This is a genomic window from Paenibacillus sp. EPM92 (assembly GCF_016586185.1).
Lineage (GTDB): Bacteria > Bacillota > Bacilli > Paenibacillales > NBRC-103111 > Paenibacillus_G > Paenibacillus_G validus.
In genome coordinates this window covers 1-17,268 of sequence record NZ_BCPS01000024.1, presented here as the reverse complement: position 1 = coordinate 17,268, position 17,268 = coordinate 1, and the positions used below count along the sequence as shown (strand labels likewise).

At 44.9% G+C, this 17,268-nt stretch carries 18 protein-coding genes; 11 read left to right on the top strand and 7 right to left on the bottom strand.

Going from position 1 to position 17,268, the window contains the following annotated elements:
* Positions 1-30 precede the first annotated feature (30 nt).
* Positions 31-1,326, top strand: a complete 1,296-nt coding sequence (locus tag JMF85_RS04320) for a polysaccharide deacetylase family protein (RefSeq protein WP_141334930.1) — start codon at positions 31-33, stop codon at positions 1,324-1,326.
* Positions 1,327-1,620: 294 nt separating this feature from the next.
* Positions 1,621-1,989, top strand: coding sequence for a sensor histidine kinase (locus JMF85_RS04315; RefSeq protein WP_236595734.1), 369 nt, complete (start codon positions 1,621-1,623; stop codon positions 1,987-1,989).
* A 193-nt stretch (positions 1,990-2,182) separates the two neighbouring features.
* Here the strand turns inward: JMF85_RS04315 and JMF85_RS04310 are convergent, their stop codons facing one another.
* The 5 genes from JMF85_RS04310 to JMF85_RS04290 form a co-directional block, all read right to left on the bottom strand.
* Entirely contained in the window at positions 2,183-3,256 is a 1,074-nt protein-coding gene (locus JMF85_RS04310) for an LLM class flavin-dependent oxidoreductase (RefSeq protein WP_196426925.1), read from the bottom strand.
* A gap of 177 nt (positions 3,257-3,433) precedes the next feature.
* Complete coding sequence (locus JMF85_RS04305; RefSeq protein ID WP_127605285.1) at positions 3,434-4,288, bottom strand: SDR family NAD(P)-dependent oxidoreductase; 855 nt, start codon at positions 4,286-4,288, stop codon at positions 3,434-3,436.
* Positions 4,289-4,476: 188 nt separating this feature from the next.
* A complete protein-coding gene (locus JMF85_RS04300; RefSeq protein ID WP_127605283.1) occupies positions 4,477-5,037 on the bottom strand; it encodes a 50S ribosomal protein L25 in 561 nt (186 codons plus the stop codon).
* An 88-nt stretch (positions 5,038-5,125) separates the two neighbouring features.
* Positions 5,126-6,067, bottom strand: a complete 942-nt coding sequence (locus JMF85_RS04295; protein ID WP_127605281.1) for a DUF1861 family protein — start codon at positions 6,065-6,067, stop codon at positions 5,126-5,128.
* A complete protein-coding gene (locus JMF85_RS04290; protein ID WP_201317819.1) occupies positions 6,042-6,332 on the bottom strand; it encodes a helix-turn-helix domain-containing protein in 291 nt (96 codons plus the stop codon). Before JMF85_RS04290 ends, JMF85_RS04295 begins: the two co-directional genes overlap by 26 nt.
* A gap of 493 nt (positions 6,333-6,825) precedes the next feature.
* Here JMF85_RS04290 and JMF85_RS04285 point away from each other — a divergent pair, with 493 nt between their 5' ends.
* From JMF85_RS04285 to JMF85_RS04260, 6 genes are read left to right on the top strand one after another with little or no spacing between them, the layout of a single operon-like run.
* Positions 6,826-7,617 carry a transposase gene (locus JMF85_RS04285; RefSeq protein WP_236595733.1) on the top strand — a complete coding sequence of 264 codons (792 nt, stop codon included), beginning with the start codon at positions 6,826-6,828 and terminating at the stop codon, positions 7,615-7,617.
* 46 nt (positions 7,618-7,663) lie between these two features.
* The gene (locus JMF85_RS04280) at positions 7,664-8,179 is read left to right on the top strand and encodes a hypothetical protein (RefSeq protein WP_201317818.1); all 516 of its coding nucleotides are present in this window, start codon (positions 7,664-7,666) and stop codon (positions 8,177-8,179) included.
* Positions 8,180-8,225: 46 nt separating this feature from the next.
* A complete protein-coding gene (locus JMF85_RS04275; RefSeq protein WP_201317817.1) occupies positions 8,226-9,407 on the top strand; it encodes a glycosyltransferase family 4 protein in 1,182 nt (393 codons plus the stop codon).
* Positions 9,407-10,513 carry a glycosyltransferase gene (locus JMF85_RS04270; RefSeq protein WP_127605273.1) on the top strand — a complete coding sequence of 369 codons (1,107 nt, stop codon included), beginning with the start codon at positions 9,407-9,409 and terminating at the stop codon, positions 10,511-10,513. Before JMF85_RS04275 ends, JMF85_RS04270 begins: the two co-directional genes overlap by 1 nt.
* Positions 10,506-11,216 carry a mannose-1-phosphate guanylyltransferase gene (locus tag JMF85_RS04265; protein ID WP_196426926.1) on the top strand — a complete coding sequence of 237 codons (711 nt, stop codon included), beginning with the start codon at positions 10,506-10,508 and terminating at the stop codon, positions 11,214-11,216. The genes JMF85_RS04270 and JMF85_RS04265 overlap by 8 nt, the downstream gene beginning before the upstream one ends.
* Positions 11,189-11,578, top strand: a complete 390-nt coding sequence (locus JMF85_RS04260; protein WP_196426927.1) for a hypothetical protein — start codon at positions 11,189-11,191, stop codon at positions 11,576-11,578. The genes JMF85_RS04265 and JMF85_RS04260 overlap by 28 nt, the downstream gene beginning before the upstream one ends.
* A gap of 261 nt (positions 11,579-11,839) precedes the next feature.
* Here JMF85_RS04260 and JMF85_RS04255 read toward each other — a convergent pair whose 3' ends face one another.
* A complete protein-coding gene (locus JMF85_RS04255) occupies positions 11,840-12,964 on the bottom strand; it encodes an L-dopachrome tautomerase-related protein (RefSeq protein ID WP_127605396.1) in 1,125 nt (374 codons plus the stop codon).
* A 256-nt stretch (positions 12,965-13,220) separates the two neighbouring features.
* On the bottom strand, positions 13,221-14,387 hold the full coding sequence (locus JMF85_RS04250) for an acyl-CoA dehydrogenase family protein (protein WP_201317831.1): 1,167 nt from the start codon (positions 14,385-14,387) through the stop codon (positions 13,221-13,223).
* Between the two features lie 300 nt (positions 14,388-14,687).
* Between JMF85_RS04250 and JMF85_RS04245 the strand changes: the two genes are divergently transcribed.
* From JMF85_RS04245 to JMF85_RS04235, 3 genes are all read left to right on the top strand, one after another.
* Complete coding sequence (locus tag JMF85_RS04245) at positions 14,688-15,581, top strand: transporter substrate-binding domain-containing protein (RefSeq protein WP_230876158.1); 894 nt, start codon at positions 14,688-14,690, stop codon at positions 15,579-15,581.
* Positions 15,582-15,759: 178 nt separating this feature from the next.
* Positions 15,760-16,467: an amino acid ABC transporter permease gene (locus tag JMF85_RS04240; RefSeq protein WP_127605271.1), complete on the top strand. Its 708-nt coding sequence runs from the start codon at positions 15,760-15,762 to the stop codon at positions 16,465-16,467.
* Between the two features lie 12 nt (positions 16,468-16,479).
* Positions 16,480-17,193: an amino acid ABC transporter permease gene (locus JMF85_RS04235; protein ID WP_201317816.1), complete on the top strand. Its 714-nt coding sequence runs from the start codon at positions 16,480-16,482 to the stop codon at positions 17,191-17,193.
* The last annotated feature ends 75 nt before the right edge of the window (positions 17,194-17,268 follow it).

Here is a 17,268-nt window from a genome sequence, read left to right as displayed (position 1 = left end):
TCATGTCGGGATTGAAAGAGAAGGACGAAGATGGGTATGGAGACATACAGTACACAGGTGATGGAGCTGCTGTCGCTTGGGAAGACCTCCGATGGTGTAAACCAAATCAAGGTCGTCGTTACCCAAGAGGACAGGCAAGCTACATACGTGATCGATATAGACGAGTTTACGTTTCTTGGGCTTGAAGCGTTGAGGCCATTGAATGGAGACAGGATTCGACTCTCTCCCTACTCCAAGTGGGATCCTTACCGAAATACCTTTTATAGTGCCATAATCAGAACCACAGGCGTCTCCCGGGATACGCTGTATTTTCCATGCAGCGAAGAATACATAAGTCAGATAAAGCGGATCAGGCAAACAGACCTTCCGCCCGTTCCGATGGACGAGGGAGGGCAGGATGGCGGGGTAGAGAAATTCGCTCAGCGCCGATCCCAATTCCTACGCCGATTCTCTGCACGCGTGCCGAGGATAGCGAATCTACTCCCGGTTATGCTCGGCTTGCTGGCTTTTCTATCTATCGCTTCCGGGGGCAAGGACGATTCCGTACGTATACTTAGCGAGCAAATCGGCGTAGCGAAGGCAGTGGTAACAACGGATGATTCGAATGCACCGATTGTTCCCGCATCCATTAGTGATATGCACAAGGGCGATATCTCACATGCGGCTGTCGTGGCAGACCAAACAGCCCTAACACAAGCCTCGATTCAGCCCAACGTCAATCAGGCGCAGATAGACTTTGAAGTCATCGACATCGATGAAGAGAAGAAGTTCTTCGGGTTGCCGGAGAAATACGTCGCCTTAACCTTCGATGATGGGCCCTCCCCGTTCACGAAGAATATCGTGGACATTCTGACGGAGCACAAGGTGGCGGCGACATTTCTATTCGTAGGGAAGAATGCGGAACGCAATCCGGATGCCGTTACCTATACGAGCGAGCATGGAATGTCGATCGGGAATCATTCCTGGGATCACAGTGTACTTACGAAAGCCGCCCCTCAGGATCAGAGTGAAAATTTGTCGAAGACAAGCAGCGTTGTCGAATCCCTAACGCATACTGCCGTTACTTTGTTCCGCCCCCCATACGGTGCGGTTAACGATGAACTTGTCTCCGCGGCCAAGAAGCAGAATATGAAGATCCTCCTGTGGAATCGAGATCCGGAGGACTGGAATGCGAAGAAGCCAGAGGACATCATTCGATACTTCCATCAGGTCGAAGCTGCTGGGGGCGTATATGTGCTGCATGAAGACAAGAACACGGTGGAGGCACTTCCAGATATTATAAAATACTTAAAAGGAAAGAACTTAACGTTCGTTGCCTTCAAATAAAATATACCAAAGTGATAGATAGTACAGATTCTCAGCAGTAGGTGTGTTCTCTAGAAGGGGTAGCTCCCCATTTGCATATGCTGTTGCCTGCTTAGCAACGACGTAAAAGGCACCCATTTGGGTGCTTTTTGATTTCGTTCTATAGATGATATGGTGAACCGTATCATAAGTAAGCACAAAGTCTTCTTTGTTGAATTTTGTCTGATTGGTTAATTATTATCTTGGAAATTAACTGATGTAAGATAGTTTTTTGACCTCATGTACTTGACCGAAATGGATGATTCTAGAGCAAGCATGATCTATACAGAAATTAATGTAAGCGAAGCTGTTGAAAATGTCATTTTAACGATGGAAGCCGTTATCTTTGAGAAACATATTTCACTTGGCTATGAAATTGAACCTGATTTGACTGCACGCGGCAACAGCGAGCAAATCAAACAAGTGGTCATGATCCTCTTGGAGAATGCTATTAAATACACGAATCCTAAGGGTTCAATAAACATTACTCTCAAGAAGCAGCTTATCGATATTCTTTTTTCGGTTGCCAATACCGGTGAAGGCATCTCATCAGAGCATCTGGAAAAGATCTTTGATCGGTTCTATCGTATGGATCAATCCAGGGTACGTAAGTATGGAGTTAGCTATTGCCAAAGCCATCATTGATCAACACAATGGCAAAATTTACGCCAAAAGCGTGATCAATGAAAATACCACGTTTACGTTTAACTTCCTTTGGTGTCGGCCGTCCCCCAAAAAGGGGTTCTTCTCCTGATACCGCCTGCAAACGCAAAAAGACGCTGACCTCACGCGGTCAGCGTCCTTTCGTTTAGGAGGCGAGGGGATTCCCGCCATTTGCTTATTCCTTTGCCTCGCTTCGGGCAAGCTCCTTACGTACGATTGGTGCGACCCTGGTGCCGAGCAGTTCGATGGCACGCAGGACTTCACGGTGCGGCATCGTACCGACATTCACATGTAGAAAGAAACGGGTAACCCCCAGGTTTTTGCGCAGTAGAATAATCTTTTCCGCCACATATTCGGGATCACCCACGTAGAGGGCGCCCCGAAGGCTGCGTGCGGCATCATAAGTTGCCCGGCTGTAATGCTGGCCCCAACCCCGCTCACGCCCGATAACGTTCATTTGGGCTTGTGTGGGAGGGAAGAATAAATCGGCAGCCTGCTCGGTTGTTTCCCCGACAAATCCGTGGGAATGAGTCGCAATCGGCAGTTTGGCAGGATCGTGCCCGGACTTCGCGGCAGCCTTCTTATAGAGGTCGACTAACGGCGCGAAACTCTCGGGCATTCCCCCGATGATGGCGAATGCGATCGGAAGACCCAGCATTCCTGCCCGAACAGCAGACTGTGGATTCCCGCCGCTTGCGATCCAAACGGGCAGCGGGTTCTGCACGGACCGGGGATAGACACCAAAGTTATGGATAGCGGGACGATGACCGCCGCGCCAAGACACCTTCTCCGAGGAGCGGATCGCTAGCAGCAGCTCCAGCTTTTCTTCGAACAATTCGTCATAATCATCCAGGCTGTATCCGAACAGCGGAAAGGATTCAATGAACGAACCCCGGCCCGCCATAATTTCGGCCCGGCCGTTGGAAATGCCGTCAAGGGTGGAGAAAGCTTGATACACGCGTACCGGGTCGTCCGAGGACAGCACGGTAACAGCGCTCGTAAGCTTTATCCGCTTGGTCATGGCAGCCGCTGCCGCCAATACAACAGCGGGCGCGGCACCTGCGTAATCGGGTCGATGATGCTCCCCAATTCCATAGACATCCAGTCCGACCTGATCGGCCAGTACGATCTCCTCAACCGCATTGCGTAGCCGCTCGGCATGGCTGATGACCTCTCCTGTCACCGGGTCAGGTGTAGTCTCCAAAAATGTACTGATTCCTATTTCCATGTTGATCGCCGAATCGGCCATGTTGATTCGCCTCCTTTATTACCTATAGTTTACTCATTTATTTATGGCTTCTCAAATTTAATAAGTTGCTATCGGGAATGTTGGGGAAAGGAAGCCCAATGCTTAATTAACCCCTTGCATACGTTCCAATCTTGTCGATAATTCCCTCTAATTCCAATTATGATTATATCTCAGCTCTTACTCATTCATCGGTTCCCATCCATAGTATCTCGTCGTTTCATCATCTCTTTCGGGCATGCCGGGGAGGATAAGTCCTCCATCAACACGCAAGCTTACCCCTGTTATGTAAGAAGCCGCGTCGGATGCAAGCCACAGCACTGCTTCCCCGATATCCTCAGGTTTACCCGTACGGCGAAGTGGAATCTTTTTCCCCAGTTTATCGTAAAATTCACGGTTCTCTTTCTCGATTTCGGTTGCTCCTGGCGCAATGTTATTTATCCGAATGCCGTGGATGGCCATCTCTAGCGCTGCAGATTCGCTGGCTCTCGTAAGTGCGGCTTTCATGCCGCCGTAAATGGAATCATGTGGATAAGCCCGTTCCGCACGGGTAGATGTAATATTAATCATGCTTCCTCGAATACCCTTATCGAGCATATGAAGGCCGATGGCTTTCATCAAAAGCACAGGGGCTATAAAATCTATATGAATAAACTTAATCATTTCGTCGGTTTTTATTTCCGTTAGCCTGCCGCCAAAACCGGCTCCCGCGTTGTTTACGAGCAAATCAACCTCTCCCAAAACGCTGATCGCTTCCTTCGCGTAATCTTTGACGAAGTTTGGTTCGGAGAGATCGCCCCGAATGCTATGAAGCTTCCGACCATACACGCCTTCGATTTCGTCGGCCAAATTTCGGATCCCCTCCGTATTGGAACAATACACGGTAGAGATGTCATATCCGTTTTTAGCCAGAACCAAAGCGATCCCATGGCCGATGCCGCTGCTCGCCCCGGTAACTATGGCAGTTTTGCGGATCACTTTCTTCTCTTCGTGCGAATTGGATTCACCATTCACGTTGATCACGATTAATATCATTCTCCTTCATTCAGCCGAGTAATCGTAAACGTTTGTCCTTATGCGACGACAAAAAAACCCCCTAAGGTCAACAAGTGTCGGAAGTCCATGCAATCATGAACGCTTCTTTGCACTGTCTGCCATAAGGGGATGTTCTAGCTAAGGGAACTGCTTGTTATAGGCTTGGATAAAGGCGTTTCTACCGCTTCTTAAGCCTCTTCTTCTTGTAAGGTTTTGATCTGGATCATAACGGCATGCGGATCGGATAACACCTTGACTCCGTCCCGGAAAATAAGATCGGATACGAGAAGCTGGTCGCCGATTGCAAGGCCGCTTATATCGACTTCCATGGCACTCGGCAATTGATCGGGCATACAGCGCACCTCAACTTCGTACATTTCGACCTGCAGAACCCCTCCGGCTTTCACGCCGACGGCCTCTCCGGCAAAGTGAATCGTCACCTTGCTGTCCATGCTTTCACTCATGTTCACATGATGAAAGTCGATATGAATCAGCTTGCCCGTCAACGTATCCCGTTGAATGCTTTGGATAAGGACCGGCACGACACCCGCTTCGGATGTTACAGCTTGCAGAATAGCGCGCGGATTTTTCCTGAGCACATCCAACACTTCTTTTTCATTCACTTCTACCGATATAGTATCTTTGCCCATCCCATATAGTACAGCCGGAATGAGTCCCTGCTTTCTGCTTTGCTTCATTTGGGACTTGAATACACTCGTACGTTCGCTTAACTGAATGGATTTGCTCATAGTTTTGTTCCCGCTCTCTTTTGACCATAAATTCTTGTCAAAAAAAGCATATCATGACCGGACAATCTTGTCAAACATTCATCATTTCTTATTCATATTCAATAAAAGGATCTGGAATTTCAATTCGATAGGCTTCAGCGTCGCTGACGCCGACGGAAAGTATCGCCCGGCCATTGCCTAATCGTATGAGCCCGCCGCTGAATATAACGTCCTCAAGATCAGGACGTTTCCCGGGCCCCCTTGGAAAATCGTCTCTTACCGCTATAATTTTCATCGGCGTTTTCTCGCAGGTTTCGGGATTTATTGAAAAAACCATGGAATAGTAATGCTTGTTTCGCTCACTATCGAAACAAGCGATATGACCCAGAACGCCAACATGGCCATTCTTGAGCAAATGCGCCTCGCTCGCGCCTCCCCATTCTTCAGGAACGAATTGATCTTGAAGAATTTCCGCATCAAGGAAGGTTTGTTCATTAAGCTCCTCAAGTGAAGGAATAATCGTAAAACCGATCTGTCCTCTTCCGCCCCTGTCCCCTTGCGGCCTTGTGAATATACCGATCTGACCACTTTGAAGCTCTATCAAACGAATATCCTTCATCGTACCAGGTCCGGACGAAAAATGGCATAACGAATCGATATGCAATCCACGGTAAAACTGGGTAACCCAAGAAACGATTTTATCCGGATTATCGGCACTGGTAATGATTTCTACGCCGCCGAAAATCAATTCCCCCTTGATGAAGGTAATGCAGGGATCCTGTAAATTATAGGTGTGCGTATGCACCCTTGGCTTCCAAACCTGGTTTGTGCAAGTAAAAAAGAAGACTTGAGAGAACTCGCTGTTTCGTTCCTCAACTCTTCCTACGATAACTTCCTCCCCGTCATAGCGAAACGGGGCCGTTATATTGTATACATCCCGGTTCCCGACTCCCGAGAATACTAACTTCTCCACCTTCGTTTCCCGGGGAGCTGCGTGAAATTTATCCAGCAGTTGCTTGCATGTTTCAATTACGGGTTGTTTTTCTCTCATTACTTTCCCCCTGGTAGCCATCCGATTCATCTATCGCGCAATCCCTATATCCGTCATCTTCCATTACAATGAGCTGAGCTGGCTGGATATTAAAGTATATGCAAAGCTTCAGCAGTAAGTCTCGAGGATATTGAACCATCTCATCCTTGTACATTCTGCGAATGGAATCAAAGTGATAATCAACATCTTTGGCGAGCTTGCGAATCGATAGTTTGGGATCATATTGTTTCATAACTTCCTTTAAATTACTGCGTATGACCGGCATACACGCACCTCCTACACCAATATATATCGACCATAAAGGAAAATCAATAAATTTGACAAGAAAAAATGGTCATGTTATGCTTTGGCAATAAAAACAGTAAATGGAAAAAGTCAATAAATTTGAATATCCGCCGTTATATTTGGAAATAAAGATATCTTTATTTTCTTTTTTTTTCTACAGTGGAATAACCATACAACAGAGTTTTTCGACCTCTGTTTGTCGAAGTAATGGGGTATCATTTCTCAATGAACAGGAGGCTCTTTATGCGTCCTAAAAATTGAATCGTTCCTGAAAAAACCATATACTTTCGTCCCGAAATGTCGAACTGCCCGCACTGTGAATCAAAACTTGTGCGAGCACATGCTGTATGGAAAAAGAAAATTTCGACGTTACAAGGAGTTATTTTCGCATGGAGTATGGCGTACCGCTGTCCTAGCAGAAGTGCCCTCATCCCGGTGCGCTTTACAGGTCTGCTGAAGCAGAAAAACTCTGTATGAAATTTACGACCTACGGATTCGACGTGCTCTGTCTTGTAGGTGAGCTGCGCTTTAAGCATCACATGACTCGTCAAGAGATTGCTGATGAACTGAATGGCCGCGGCGTAAAGACAACCGACCGCAACGCTCAAATGCTTTACGAGCGGTACCTCGCTCTTCTTGGCGCAAGTATTGATCAGCATGTCAGCGAAGTTCTGAAAGTCGTAGCTGAGCAAAACGGCGGTCTGATGCTTTCCATGGACGGCGTTCAACCAGAGAAAGGAAACGAAACACTGTATGTCATTCGTGAAGTGTTCAGCGGCACGGTACTTGTCGCGAAAAACTTGAACAGCGGATCATCAGAAGAGCTTCAAAATCTCATTCGCCCCATCACTCAGCTTGGCTATCCTATCATTGGAATCGTCAGCGATGGCCAACAGTCGATTCGTCTAGCCTTTGAAAAGTTATTGCCGAATGTACCTTACCAATACTGCCAGTATCACTATTTGAAAGACATCGCCAAGCCGGTTGTGGACCTGGATCGAAAACTCAAAACTGAGATCAAGAAAAGTCTCCGCGGCATTCGGGAGATCGAGCGTAGGGTAGAAGCCCAATCTTCAGAAGAGAGCGAAGTAGCTCGGGGTTACATCGCAGCTGCGAGATCCCTGCTATTAGAAGACGGCAATCCGCCACTGGATCTGCCCGGCATGCGAATTTACCAAAATGCGAAAGCGATTCAGGCGTCACTTGAACAATGCCTGAGTAAAAAAGGGGCCTTCGATTCTTCAATCCATCGTCAGAATATTTAGCAAATTAGATTCATTTGAATCTCATTACTACGATACATGCCGGTGGATGGAACCTATTCGCCGCATCGTTAAAGCACTAGAACCGTCTGAACACAAAACTAGTCACACCGTCCGTGAGGAAATGACTCAAATCCTTATCTGGATGCGAAGCATTTATGATCGGGATACCGACTTGCCCATGTTGAAGAACGTAGAGAGCTACACAAAAGGCTTTTGGAAAGGCTTATTCTCTTGCTACGATCATTCGCATTTACCACGAACAAACAATGACCATGAACGTTTTTTCCGGCAGACGAAGACGCGTCATCGTCGGATGACAGGTCGTCGTAGCTGGAATGAATACATACTTCGAAATGGCGAATATGTTGTGCTTGTCGACGATGCACTGCGACAGAAAGACTTGTCTGACAGACTAAGTCTTGTTTCTTATGAGAATTACAAACAACAAAAACAGCATTGGAATAACCGACTAAAAGAAAGCGTCCTTCGCCGAAGGTTCAGAAAAAATCCACTGGCTTACCTACAAGAAAATAAACACAGTGTGTTGGTTATTCCGCTGTAGTTTTTTTTCCCAAAAACTTTGCATTTTAAAGGAGGCTCTCACATTTATGGTCGATACCAACAGCAATCGGAATATCGTTTTTCTAGGTACCAGCCTGCCGAGAGAATGCGGCATTGCTACATTTACGCAGGATTTATTGGACGAATTTACACAGATTAAAGGTTTTGATAAACCTCGTATTATAGCAGTCAACAATAACGAGTCTTACAGCTATAAAGAACAAGTCATGATGCAAATCGATCAACACGAATTGTCGGATTATAACGAAGCGGTCGATCATCTTAATCTCACGGATGTTGATCTTCTTGTCATTCAGCATGAATTCGGCATTTATGGCGGAGAGAGCGGGGAATATCTGATCCCTTTCGTTGAAAGACTGCGCATTCCATACATGGTGATATTCCATACCGTACTGACAAAGCCCACTACCAAACAGCGGCTTATTATGAACCGTTTGGCGGAATTAAGCGTGAAAGTCGTGACGATGGCTCAATCTACTGTGAGGGATCTGATCACGATTTATGATATCGATGCCGACAAAATAGCTTTCATACACCATGGCGTGCCTGATGTAGAAACCGAATCAAGATCAAAACTGAAAGAACAATATGGTTTTGCAGATCGTAAAATCATTTCTACCTTCGGCTTCTTGAGCCCTGGCAAAGGGATCGAATACGGCATAGAGGCTATGCGGGGAGTCGTTACCCAGCACCCTGATTCCCTCTATATCATATGGGGCAAGACGCATCCAGTAGTCAAGCAAGAAAAAGGCGAGGCGTATAGACAGAAGCTCATGGATCTTGTAAAAAAGTTTGAATTGACATATAACGTGCTTTTCGTCGACAAGCTGTTGACGCAAGAGGAAGTGATTCAATCTCTAGTCATGTCAGACGTTTATATGACCCCTTACTTAGGCAAGGATCAAGCGGTCAGTGGCACACTGGCTTACGGCGTCGGGTATGGACGGGTCATCGTTTCTACACCTTACCGCTATGCCGAGGAAATGCTAGCGGAAGGAAGAGGCTTGCTGGCGGATTTTCGCGACTCCTCCTCGTTGGAAGCCTGCATCCTAAAGCTCCTGGGCGACCCGGCTTTGGTGAAAGAAATGGAAGCTCATACGCTGGCACTCGGCCGGACAATGATTTGGGGCGAAATAGCCAAGTCCTACGCAGCCATCATTCAAGAAAGTATAGCGGCCCCCGATTTATTCAAAAGGAGTGTGATTTAATGAATTTACAAACCGTCTCGCCATTGAAGACTGATTATATTCGAAGGCTCACGGACGATACCGGGATCTTTCAGCATACTAAATTCGGGGTTCCCGACCGCTCCAAAGGGTATACGACAGATGATAATGCGCGGGCGTTAATCGCCGCCGTTTTATTATATGACAGCAGAAGAGAAGCGAGCGCGCTGGACCTAATCCATACTTACGCCTCTTTCATTCATTACGCCCAGAATGAGGATGGAAACTTTAGAAACTTTATGGATTATAACCGTACATTCCTTGAGGACAGAGGCTCCGAGGACTGCCAAGGACGGACCCTGTGGGCGCTGGGATTTACACTCTCCCAATCCTCTTCCGTACCGGAAAATATAAAGAACACCTGCCGTTTCATGATCAATCAGGCATTACCGCATCTACAAGCTTTGGAATCTCCCCGCGCCCAAGCTTATGCCATAATCGGACTAAGTTGCCTGCTTGAGACACCTCATGCATTGAGTTATTCGTTTCCGTTTCCGCATACGGAAGTCAGTAAGAAAACGGAGGAATTTTTGCCAAGAGTTTTCATCACCGACCTGATCGAGAATATGGCGGTCAGACTACACCATCAATATATTCGGAACAAGGGCAATGGCTGGCATTGGTTTGAGGATAGTTTGACCTATGGCAATTCGACGCTGCCCTGGGCATTGCTAAACGCTGCCCGTATCACAGGCAGAACCGACCTTAAGGAAACTGCCAGGGAGAGCCTGGATTTCTTGGTGTCCAAAACCTTCTCGCCCGAAGGCTATTTCAAGCCCGTCGGCAGCCACGGCTGGCAGCTTCGCGGCGAAGCTGCCGCCCCCTATGATGAGCAGCCCATAGAAGCCTCCGAGATGCTGCTGGCTTGTAAAGAAGCGGCGATCGCATTTGATGATTCTGCTTACTTAAAACGGGCAACCTTATGCTACGATTGGTACAAAGGCCGCAATTCATTGAACGTGCCGCTCATTGATCCACAAACCGGCGGCTGCTACGACGGCATACATTCAACCGGACTGAACCTTAATCAAGGATCGGAAAGTATTATTTCCTACTCGATTGCCCATCTGGTGATGCATCATGAATAAATTCGCCACGATACTTGCAGGCGGAGGCGGTACCCGCTTCTGGCCGCTTTCCCGACAGGAAACACCGAAGCAGCTGCTTAATATAAGCGGTAATGATATTATGTTGAACGATACGATTGAACGGTTTAAAGGAATCATCCCCCAGGAAAATACGGTAATCGTCACGAATCGTTCCCAGGCAGTATTGCTGGAGAGCATTATGCACAGCAGTGTATTGAGGGGCAATATTTTGATCGAACCCGTCGCCCGAAACACAGCGGCCAGCATTCTTTTTGCGGCGCTGTCCATAGAAAAATTTCACGGTGAGTCACTAATGGTCGTATTGCCTTCCGATCATTACATTACTGATGAAAATCAATTTCGATCGACGTTAGACGAAGCTTGTACGGTAGCCATTGAAACGGATAAAATCGTGACCATTGGCATCAAGCCAACATTTCCTTCTACAGGGTATGGCTATATTTCTTACGATAACGTACCTATCGCTATGAATCCCGTTGCGGTATATGAGGTAGCCGAATTTGTGGAAAAACCGAATTTCCAAAGGGCGCAGGATTACCTCTCCTCCGGACATTATTTATGGAACAGCGGTATCTTCATTTGGAAAACATCCGTTATTATCGAAAATTTTAAACGTTATTTGCCCAGACTTTATAAGACAATGCTTGCGAGTATTTGGGTACGGAACAAGAAGATGAAATAATTAACAGGATTTATCCGACGCTTCAAAATATATCAATTGATTACGGCATCCTCGAACGCTGTGATGAAGTAGTGGTTCTATCCGGCAATTTTGGTTGGAATGATATCGGCAGTTGGGATGCGCTCGGCGCCATATTCCCGCCGGATGAATTTGGGAACATTGTGAAAGCGAACTACATGGGCATTGATACCCGGAATTCGATCATATATGGGAACGGCAGACTGATTACGACAATAGGCATAGACGGTTTAATCATTGCCGACACCGAAGATGCCCTATTAATTTGTCCCAGAGATAAAGCGCAGTCTGTCAAAGAAATCGTCGATATGCTGAAAGAGAAAGGTATGATTGAATATATGTAACCTTCCCTTGAACGCCGCCAGTCTAATCGTCGTTGTTGAGGGGGAACAGGTACTCGTCTATTGGCAATAAACACGCGGCGGCGAATTGTATTTTGCACAACCATGGTTCAGCGTATTGAACTTCTGTCACAAAAAAAGGCACCTGCCAGGTGCCTTTTTTGTTTCGCCGTTAGAGGGGTTAAGGCGAACCGTTATCATAAATAACGGCATGTTTTCCCTCCACGGATGTCATTGCACGGTAGAAGCCAGGCTCATCGGTTATCAATCGGCATACAAGTACGACTTGACGCCATGGCCGACAAATGCTTTCCAAATGATAAGGTTATAGGGATAGGTCCAATCCATCTCATAGCCCCCAAACATCTCGTGCAGGCGGTTGCTGTTGAAGATAATGGAGCCCTTTTGATCAAAAGCGACCCCGTCCACCCATAGCATTCGGTCGTCAGACACAAAATCATGGAATGTATGGCTGGAAGGTGTATAGATGCCTACTCCCTTTCCTTCCAGCATGGTGTAGAACACATTTCCCTTATTATCCGCGTGCATCCCATCGGTGGTCGTGCGCTTGCTGCCAATGGCCCGCACGGCCTTGCGGATTTCTTCTAACGGCGTAGTAAAGTTTCTTAACAGCGAAGTATCAAGTGCATATAGATTGCGCCCTGTGACCTGGCAGTAATACAACGTGGAACGATCCGCGGATAAGGCGATGCCGTCAGCTCCGATTCGAAGAGGTTTATCCTTGAATACCGGCTTATAGTCAATTTGAAAATGAAAATCGGGAAAATCCTGTGTACTGTAATGCCGATCGAGCACCCGTCTGAGCGTTCTCGTTCTCATGTTATACACAATAATTCCGCCGTCAAGCGGGTGATCCGGCCAACCGCAACCGGAATCGGTAATATAGACAAAACCATTCTTATTGTCCACGATCACATCATTTAAAAAAGAAGTCCGGTACGGCGCAATCTCATTCGGGATGATAATGGAGTCGATCATCCGGTTGGTATTCAAATCCCAGACGATCAGCTTCTGCGACCCTTCCGGAGAAGGGGCGTAGGCGATCTTTCCTTGATCCAGCAGCCACATCCGGTTATATTCATCAATTTCATAACCTAGAACGGATTGGAGAACATGGACATTGCCCGCTTGATTCCATTCCCAACTCGGGAAAGCCTCCAAGAGTGGTTTCCCGTCTTTGATTATGATTCGATTCATGGTGGAAGGAATGCCATCAGCCCAGCGGGGCACCGAAACGTAATAATGGCCTTGCTGGTCGACCTTTACTCCGGCAGGCATCGCCTTTTTCCAATATTGATTGGTTTCAAAATCCTGTTTCATCTTTAAGTCAGGAAAGTTCCAATCCAATCGATTCCAATGGAAGATCATTTGATATTGGCCTATTGGCTGGATTTCTTTTGAAACGGGATTTTGCAGCTGGTAAAACGCTTGTCGATAAGGGGACTGCTGACGGGGATTCTGCCCATTAGGGTGCTGCATCATATATAGCCTCCCACTGTTGGTTAATCATGATCATCACCTGATCTTATAGATATATGCCTATAGCGGAAGATGGTGCGGGTTCCAGTCGAAGGGCCATGAGTGCACAGCCTTTGGCTGCAAATTGAGATGTACCTCGCGGCTTTTAGGTTGCAACTTTTGCTTTCTCTTGTTCGATTGCGGCTAAAGCTATTTTTTGTAGAGTTACATTATCCATGGGTGGATTATGCAAACCAGCTCTTACATCTCGATAGTATCTTTGCAGAGGATTATTACGGTGAAGACTTTTGATTCCAACGAGTCTCATTGCTTTATCGACAATAGTGATAGCGGAGTTTGTAACGGCATGTTTTGCGGCGCCAAGCTCGGTTGAAAGATAATCCCTCCGTGTTACATCATCGTAGGCCTCTGCAACGCTATATAAAAAATGTCTTGCTTTCATTAATTCAAGATCCATTTCACCTATTAAATGTTGGACATTAGATAGTTGACTAATCGGTCCACTTATACTATTAGGTGAATATTGATTGGCAAATTGTAAGGCATAGTCTCGTGCAGCTTGTGCAATGCCAAGATAACAAGCCGGAATGTGAAGTAGCCAGCCATTCAATTCCTTGCCTGAAGGAAGATTATTGAGTTCGACAAGCTTATTATGATTAACGACTACCTGTTCCAGGACAAGATCATGACTCCCTGTTCCTCGTAATGAAATGGTATCCCATGTTTCCTCGATTTGGAGTCCTTCCAAGTCTTTATGCAATAAAAAATATCCGATCGTTTGTTGTTCTTCAATCCATGCAGAAACAAGAAAATAAGTTAAAACGGGGGACAATGTTGTAAAAATCTTACGTCCTGAAATAATCCAATGCTCCCCTTTTTTTACAGCCTTTGTTTCGGGGCGTCCACCTCTAGTCGGGCTGCCTGTTTGAGCCTCACTAGCCGCACGGTTGATTAAAGCTCCCTTAACAACTTCCTCAGCTATAAAATCCAGGTCGCTAGTAGTCCAATGCTTTTTCTCGAATATCTCCCCTACAACAGATAGGTGCCAGCCAATTGAAAGGGCTGTCGAAGCATCAAAGCTAGCGAGTGTTTCTTGGAGGAGTACCATATCATATATTTTTAAACCTTCACCACCGTACGTCTTTGAAAGCGTGGATCTGGTATACCCCATATCAATTAACTCGAGAACGTTTTCTGTTGGGAAAATGGCCAATTCATCGATTCGATCAGCCTTATTCTTAAATACGGTTTGCTTCTCGTTTAGTCTTCGTAACCATTCTTTTTGGGTTTCATTTCGTATAAATAAGTTCATCACGTTCATTCCCCCGCTTATGGGTAAAATTGAAACCGGAAATAACCAACAATACCCATATGTTTAATGTTTTAAATCATATTTCCGGCGATTAAAATTGTCAAGAATTATTGTATTCTTTTGCTGGAGACGGGTGACTTCGTTGGTGGCAACATCCATTTTTATCTAATTCCGTCTTTACTGATTGGAATTGTTATGTTAATATTTGGATGCGTTGGATGATACGCCTACTGGACGTCCAGCGGCTTGGGCGATTTTAGAAAAAACAATCATGAAATAAACCATAAAAAGGAGATTTGTATGATGAGAAATAAAAAGTTTTTAAATGTCGCAGCATTAGGTTTAGCGTTCGTAGTTCTATTATCAGGATGCGGATCAAGCGCAACTTCCGGTAAAGCAACAGACGCAGCAACCGGTTCAGCTCATGCAGATAAAGATTCAAAAGTCAGAAAAGTAAAAGTAGCCTATGATCAGGCTTCAAAACCGATCTCCTGGTTAGATGAAAAGGGAAATCCAACAGGATACGATGTAGAGGTTATGAAATTGGTGGATGAATTACTTCCGGAATACGAATTCGATTACATTGGAACGTCAAGTGATGACTTATTGTTAGGCGTTGAACAAGGGAAATACCAGGTAGGTGTAAAAAATGCTTTCTGGACAGAGGAAAGAACCAAGAAATTTATCTTTCCTAAAGAATTCTTAGGATTGAGCAGTACAGGACTTGTGTTAAAGAAAACAAATGAAAATATTAAAACTTTGTCAGCATTTGCTTCAGCTGGTTTGACTTTAGCACCTATTGCTGCTAACAATGCGCAATATACAATTATTGATGAATACAACAAGGCTAATCCAAACAATAAAGTAAAACTGCAAGCTGGAGATTCATTCACAGTAGACGTCGTTCAATGGGTAAACGAAGGTCGTGTAGACGGAGGAGTCATGATTGAGGGTCCTTTTAATAAGCAGGTAGTTGAACCCGATGGTCCCTATCATAAATTAGCAAATGATGTGGTTTACAATGAGTTCGCAGTCATCAAAACCTGGCCGTTGTTCAACAAAAAAGAACAGGAATTTGCAGATGCTTATGATGAAGCCATTAAAAAGCTGCAAAAAGAAAAGAAAACAAATGAACTTAGCGTAAAATTCTATGGCAAAGATTTGTTCGAGGTATTAGATGGCGTTAAGAGATAACAGCAATGGTTAATCGAACTAAATGTTTGAGGTCGCAGCTTGTCACTTTATTAAGGGAATGGGGTAACCTCAATAAACCTTAATATGTAAAGAGTGGCAAGTTTTTTGCGATTAAAGACCCTGAAATTATAGGGTTATTAGCTTTTTTTAAAGCAGTGAACGAGAATGGAGGCGAAATATGAGCCAATATTTCGAAGCGAAATACATACTGGAATCCATCCCCATGCTACTTCCATTTTTAAAAGTGACATTTATGGTAGCCGGTTTATCTGTACTGTTCGGAACGCTCCTGGGGTTCATCATAGCAGTGGCGAAAATGGGAAAAAACGAGATGGCCAAGAAAATCGCCTATGGCTATACAACAACATTAAGATGTACGCCCTCTATTGTTCTGCTATTCTTAACTTATTATGGTATTCCGGCAATTTCGAATAGTTTCGGCATAGATCTGAACGACGTTGATAAAATTGTATTTGTTGTGATTACCTTTTCGCTTCAATTCGCAGCGGCTATGTCTGAGGTGATCCGAACAGCGTATGAATCTATAGACAGAGGACAATATGAGGCTGCGGTAAGTGTAGGATTAAGTCCTATACAAGCTTACAGGAGAATCATTTTACCACAGGCTTTTGTAGTGGCATTACCCAACTTCGGTAACAGCTTGCTTGCGTTGATTAAAGAAGGATCTTTAGCATATACAATCGGGTTGATAGATGTCATAGGAAAAGCGAGTCTAATTATCGCAAGTAACTATAATGCCCATGCATTAGAAACTTATCTTGCATTATCTATGATTTACTGGGTCATATCGATTGCTATTGAACGGCTCTTTCTACTATTAGAAAAAGTATTTAGTAAAGGAAAACAAGTTTTAAAAACCGCATAAGGAGGCTACAGAGTGTCGGAAGGTCTAAATTATGAGTTTTTAGTGGATGCATTTTTTGTAGCATTGTCAGGGGCTCCTATAGCGTTGGTTATTACATTTGTAGCTTTACTAATTGCGGTACCGTTAGGTTTTTTGGGTGCATTAACAAGAATAAATCAAATTCCGGTTTTAAATCATGTTGCACAGATCTATGTTTCTTTTGTAAGAGGAACGCCGGTTATTGTTCAAATTTTTATTGTATACAGCAGTGTCCCTTTATTGATGTCTACGCTATTTGCCAAGTTTAATATCGAAGCTGATATTTACAAAGTAAACCCGATTTGGTACGCGTTCATTGTCTTTTCCTTATATACGACAGCAACTCTGATAGAAGTGTTTCGATCCGCATTAAGCACAGTAAGTAAGGGACAACTGGAAGCTGCGCTGTCTGTTGGATTAACAAATGTGCAGGCGTTTAGAAGAATTATTATTCCACAGGCGTTAGTTGTAGCATTACCGAATATTTGTACAGCAACGACCAATCTAATTAAAGCCACATCGTTGGGTTATGCAATGTCATTGCAAGAAATTACGTTAAAAGCCAAAGTGGCGGCCAATGTAGGGTACAACTATGTTGAGGCTTATATCGATATCTTTCTAGTATATTTAATTATATGTAGTCTTGTGGAATACGGATTTAAGTGGTATGAAAAACGTTTAATAACGTATAAAACAGCCAATGCCTGAGAATGAAGTAGGAGGCAAATAAGGTGTTAGAGATTAGAAATGTACATAAAGCATTTGGAAAAAATGAGATTTTAA

Bases quoted from the DNA above. Each gene is read 5' to 3' on its own strand.
- JMF85_RS04300 (WP_127605283.1), bottom strand. From the start codon at position 5,037: ATGAGCAAATCCATTCAGTTAAGCGAACGTACGAGTGTATTCAAGTCC.
- JMF85_RS04280 (WP_201317818.1), top strand. From the start codon at position 7,664: ATGGAACCTATTCGCCGCATCGTTAAAGCACTAGAACCGTCTGAACAC.
- JMF85_RS04250 (WP_201317831.1), bottom strand. From the start codon at position 14,387: ATGAACTTATTTATACGAAATGAAACCCAAAAAGAATGGTTACGAAGA.
- JMF85_RS04285 (WP_236595733.1), top strand. From the start codon at position 6,826: ATGAAATTTACGACCTACGGATTCGACGTGCTCTGTCTTGTAGGTGAG.
- JMF85_RS04265 (WP_196426926.1), top strand. From the start codon at position 10,506: ATGAATAAATTCGCCACGATACTTGCAGGCGGAGGCGGTACCCGCTTC.
- JMF85_RS04295 (WP_127605281.1), bottom strand. From the start codon at position 6,067: ATGAGAGAAAAACAACCCGTAATTGAAACATGCAAGCAACTGCTGGAT.
- JMF85_RS04270 (WP_127605273.1), top strand. From the start codon at position 9,407: ATGAATTTACAAACCGTCTCGCCATTGAAGACTGATTATATTCGAAGG.
- JMF85_RS04240 (WP_127605271.1), top strand. From the start codon at position 15,760: ATGAGCCAATATTTCGAAGCGAAATACATACTGGAATCCATCCCCATG.
- JMF85_RS04320 (WP_141334930.1), top strand. From the start codon at position 31: ATGGGTATGGAGACATACAGTACACAGGTGATGGAGCTGCTGTCGCTT.
- JMF85_RS04310 (WP_196426925.1), bottom strand. From the start codon at position 3,256: ATGGCCGATTCGGCGATCAACATGGAAATAGGAATCAGTACATTTTTG.
- JMF85_RS04275 (WP_201317817.1), top strand. From the start codon at position 8,226: ATGGTCGATACCAACAGCAATCGGAATATCGTTTTTCTAGGTACCAGC.
- JMF85_RS04305 (WP_127605285.1), bottom strand. From the start codon at position 4,288: ATGATATTAATCGTGATCAACGTGAATGGTGAATCCAATTCGCACGAA.
- JMF85_RS04245 (WP_230876158.1), top strand. From the start codon at position 14,688: ATGATGAGAAATAAAAAGTTTTTAAATGTCGCAGCATTAGGTTTAGCG.
- JMF85_RS04255 (WP_127605396.1), bottom strand. From the start codon at position 12,964: ATGATCTTCCATTGGAATCGATTGGATTGGAACTTTCCTGACTTAAAG.
- JMF85_RS04315 (WP_236595734.1), top strand. From the start codon at position 1,621: ATGATCTATACAGAAATTAATGTAAGCGAAGCTGTTGAAAATGTCATT.
- JMF85_RS04290 (WP_201317819.1), bottom strand. From the start codon at position 6,332: ATGCCGGTCATACGCAGTAATTTAAAGGAAGTTATGAAACAATATGAT.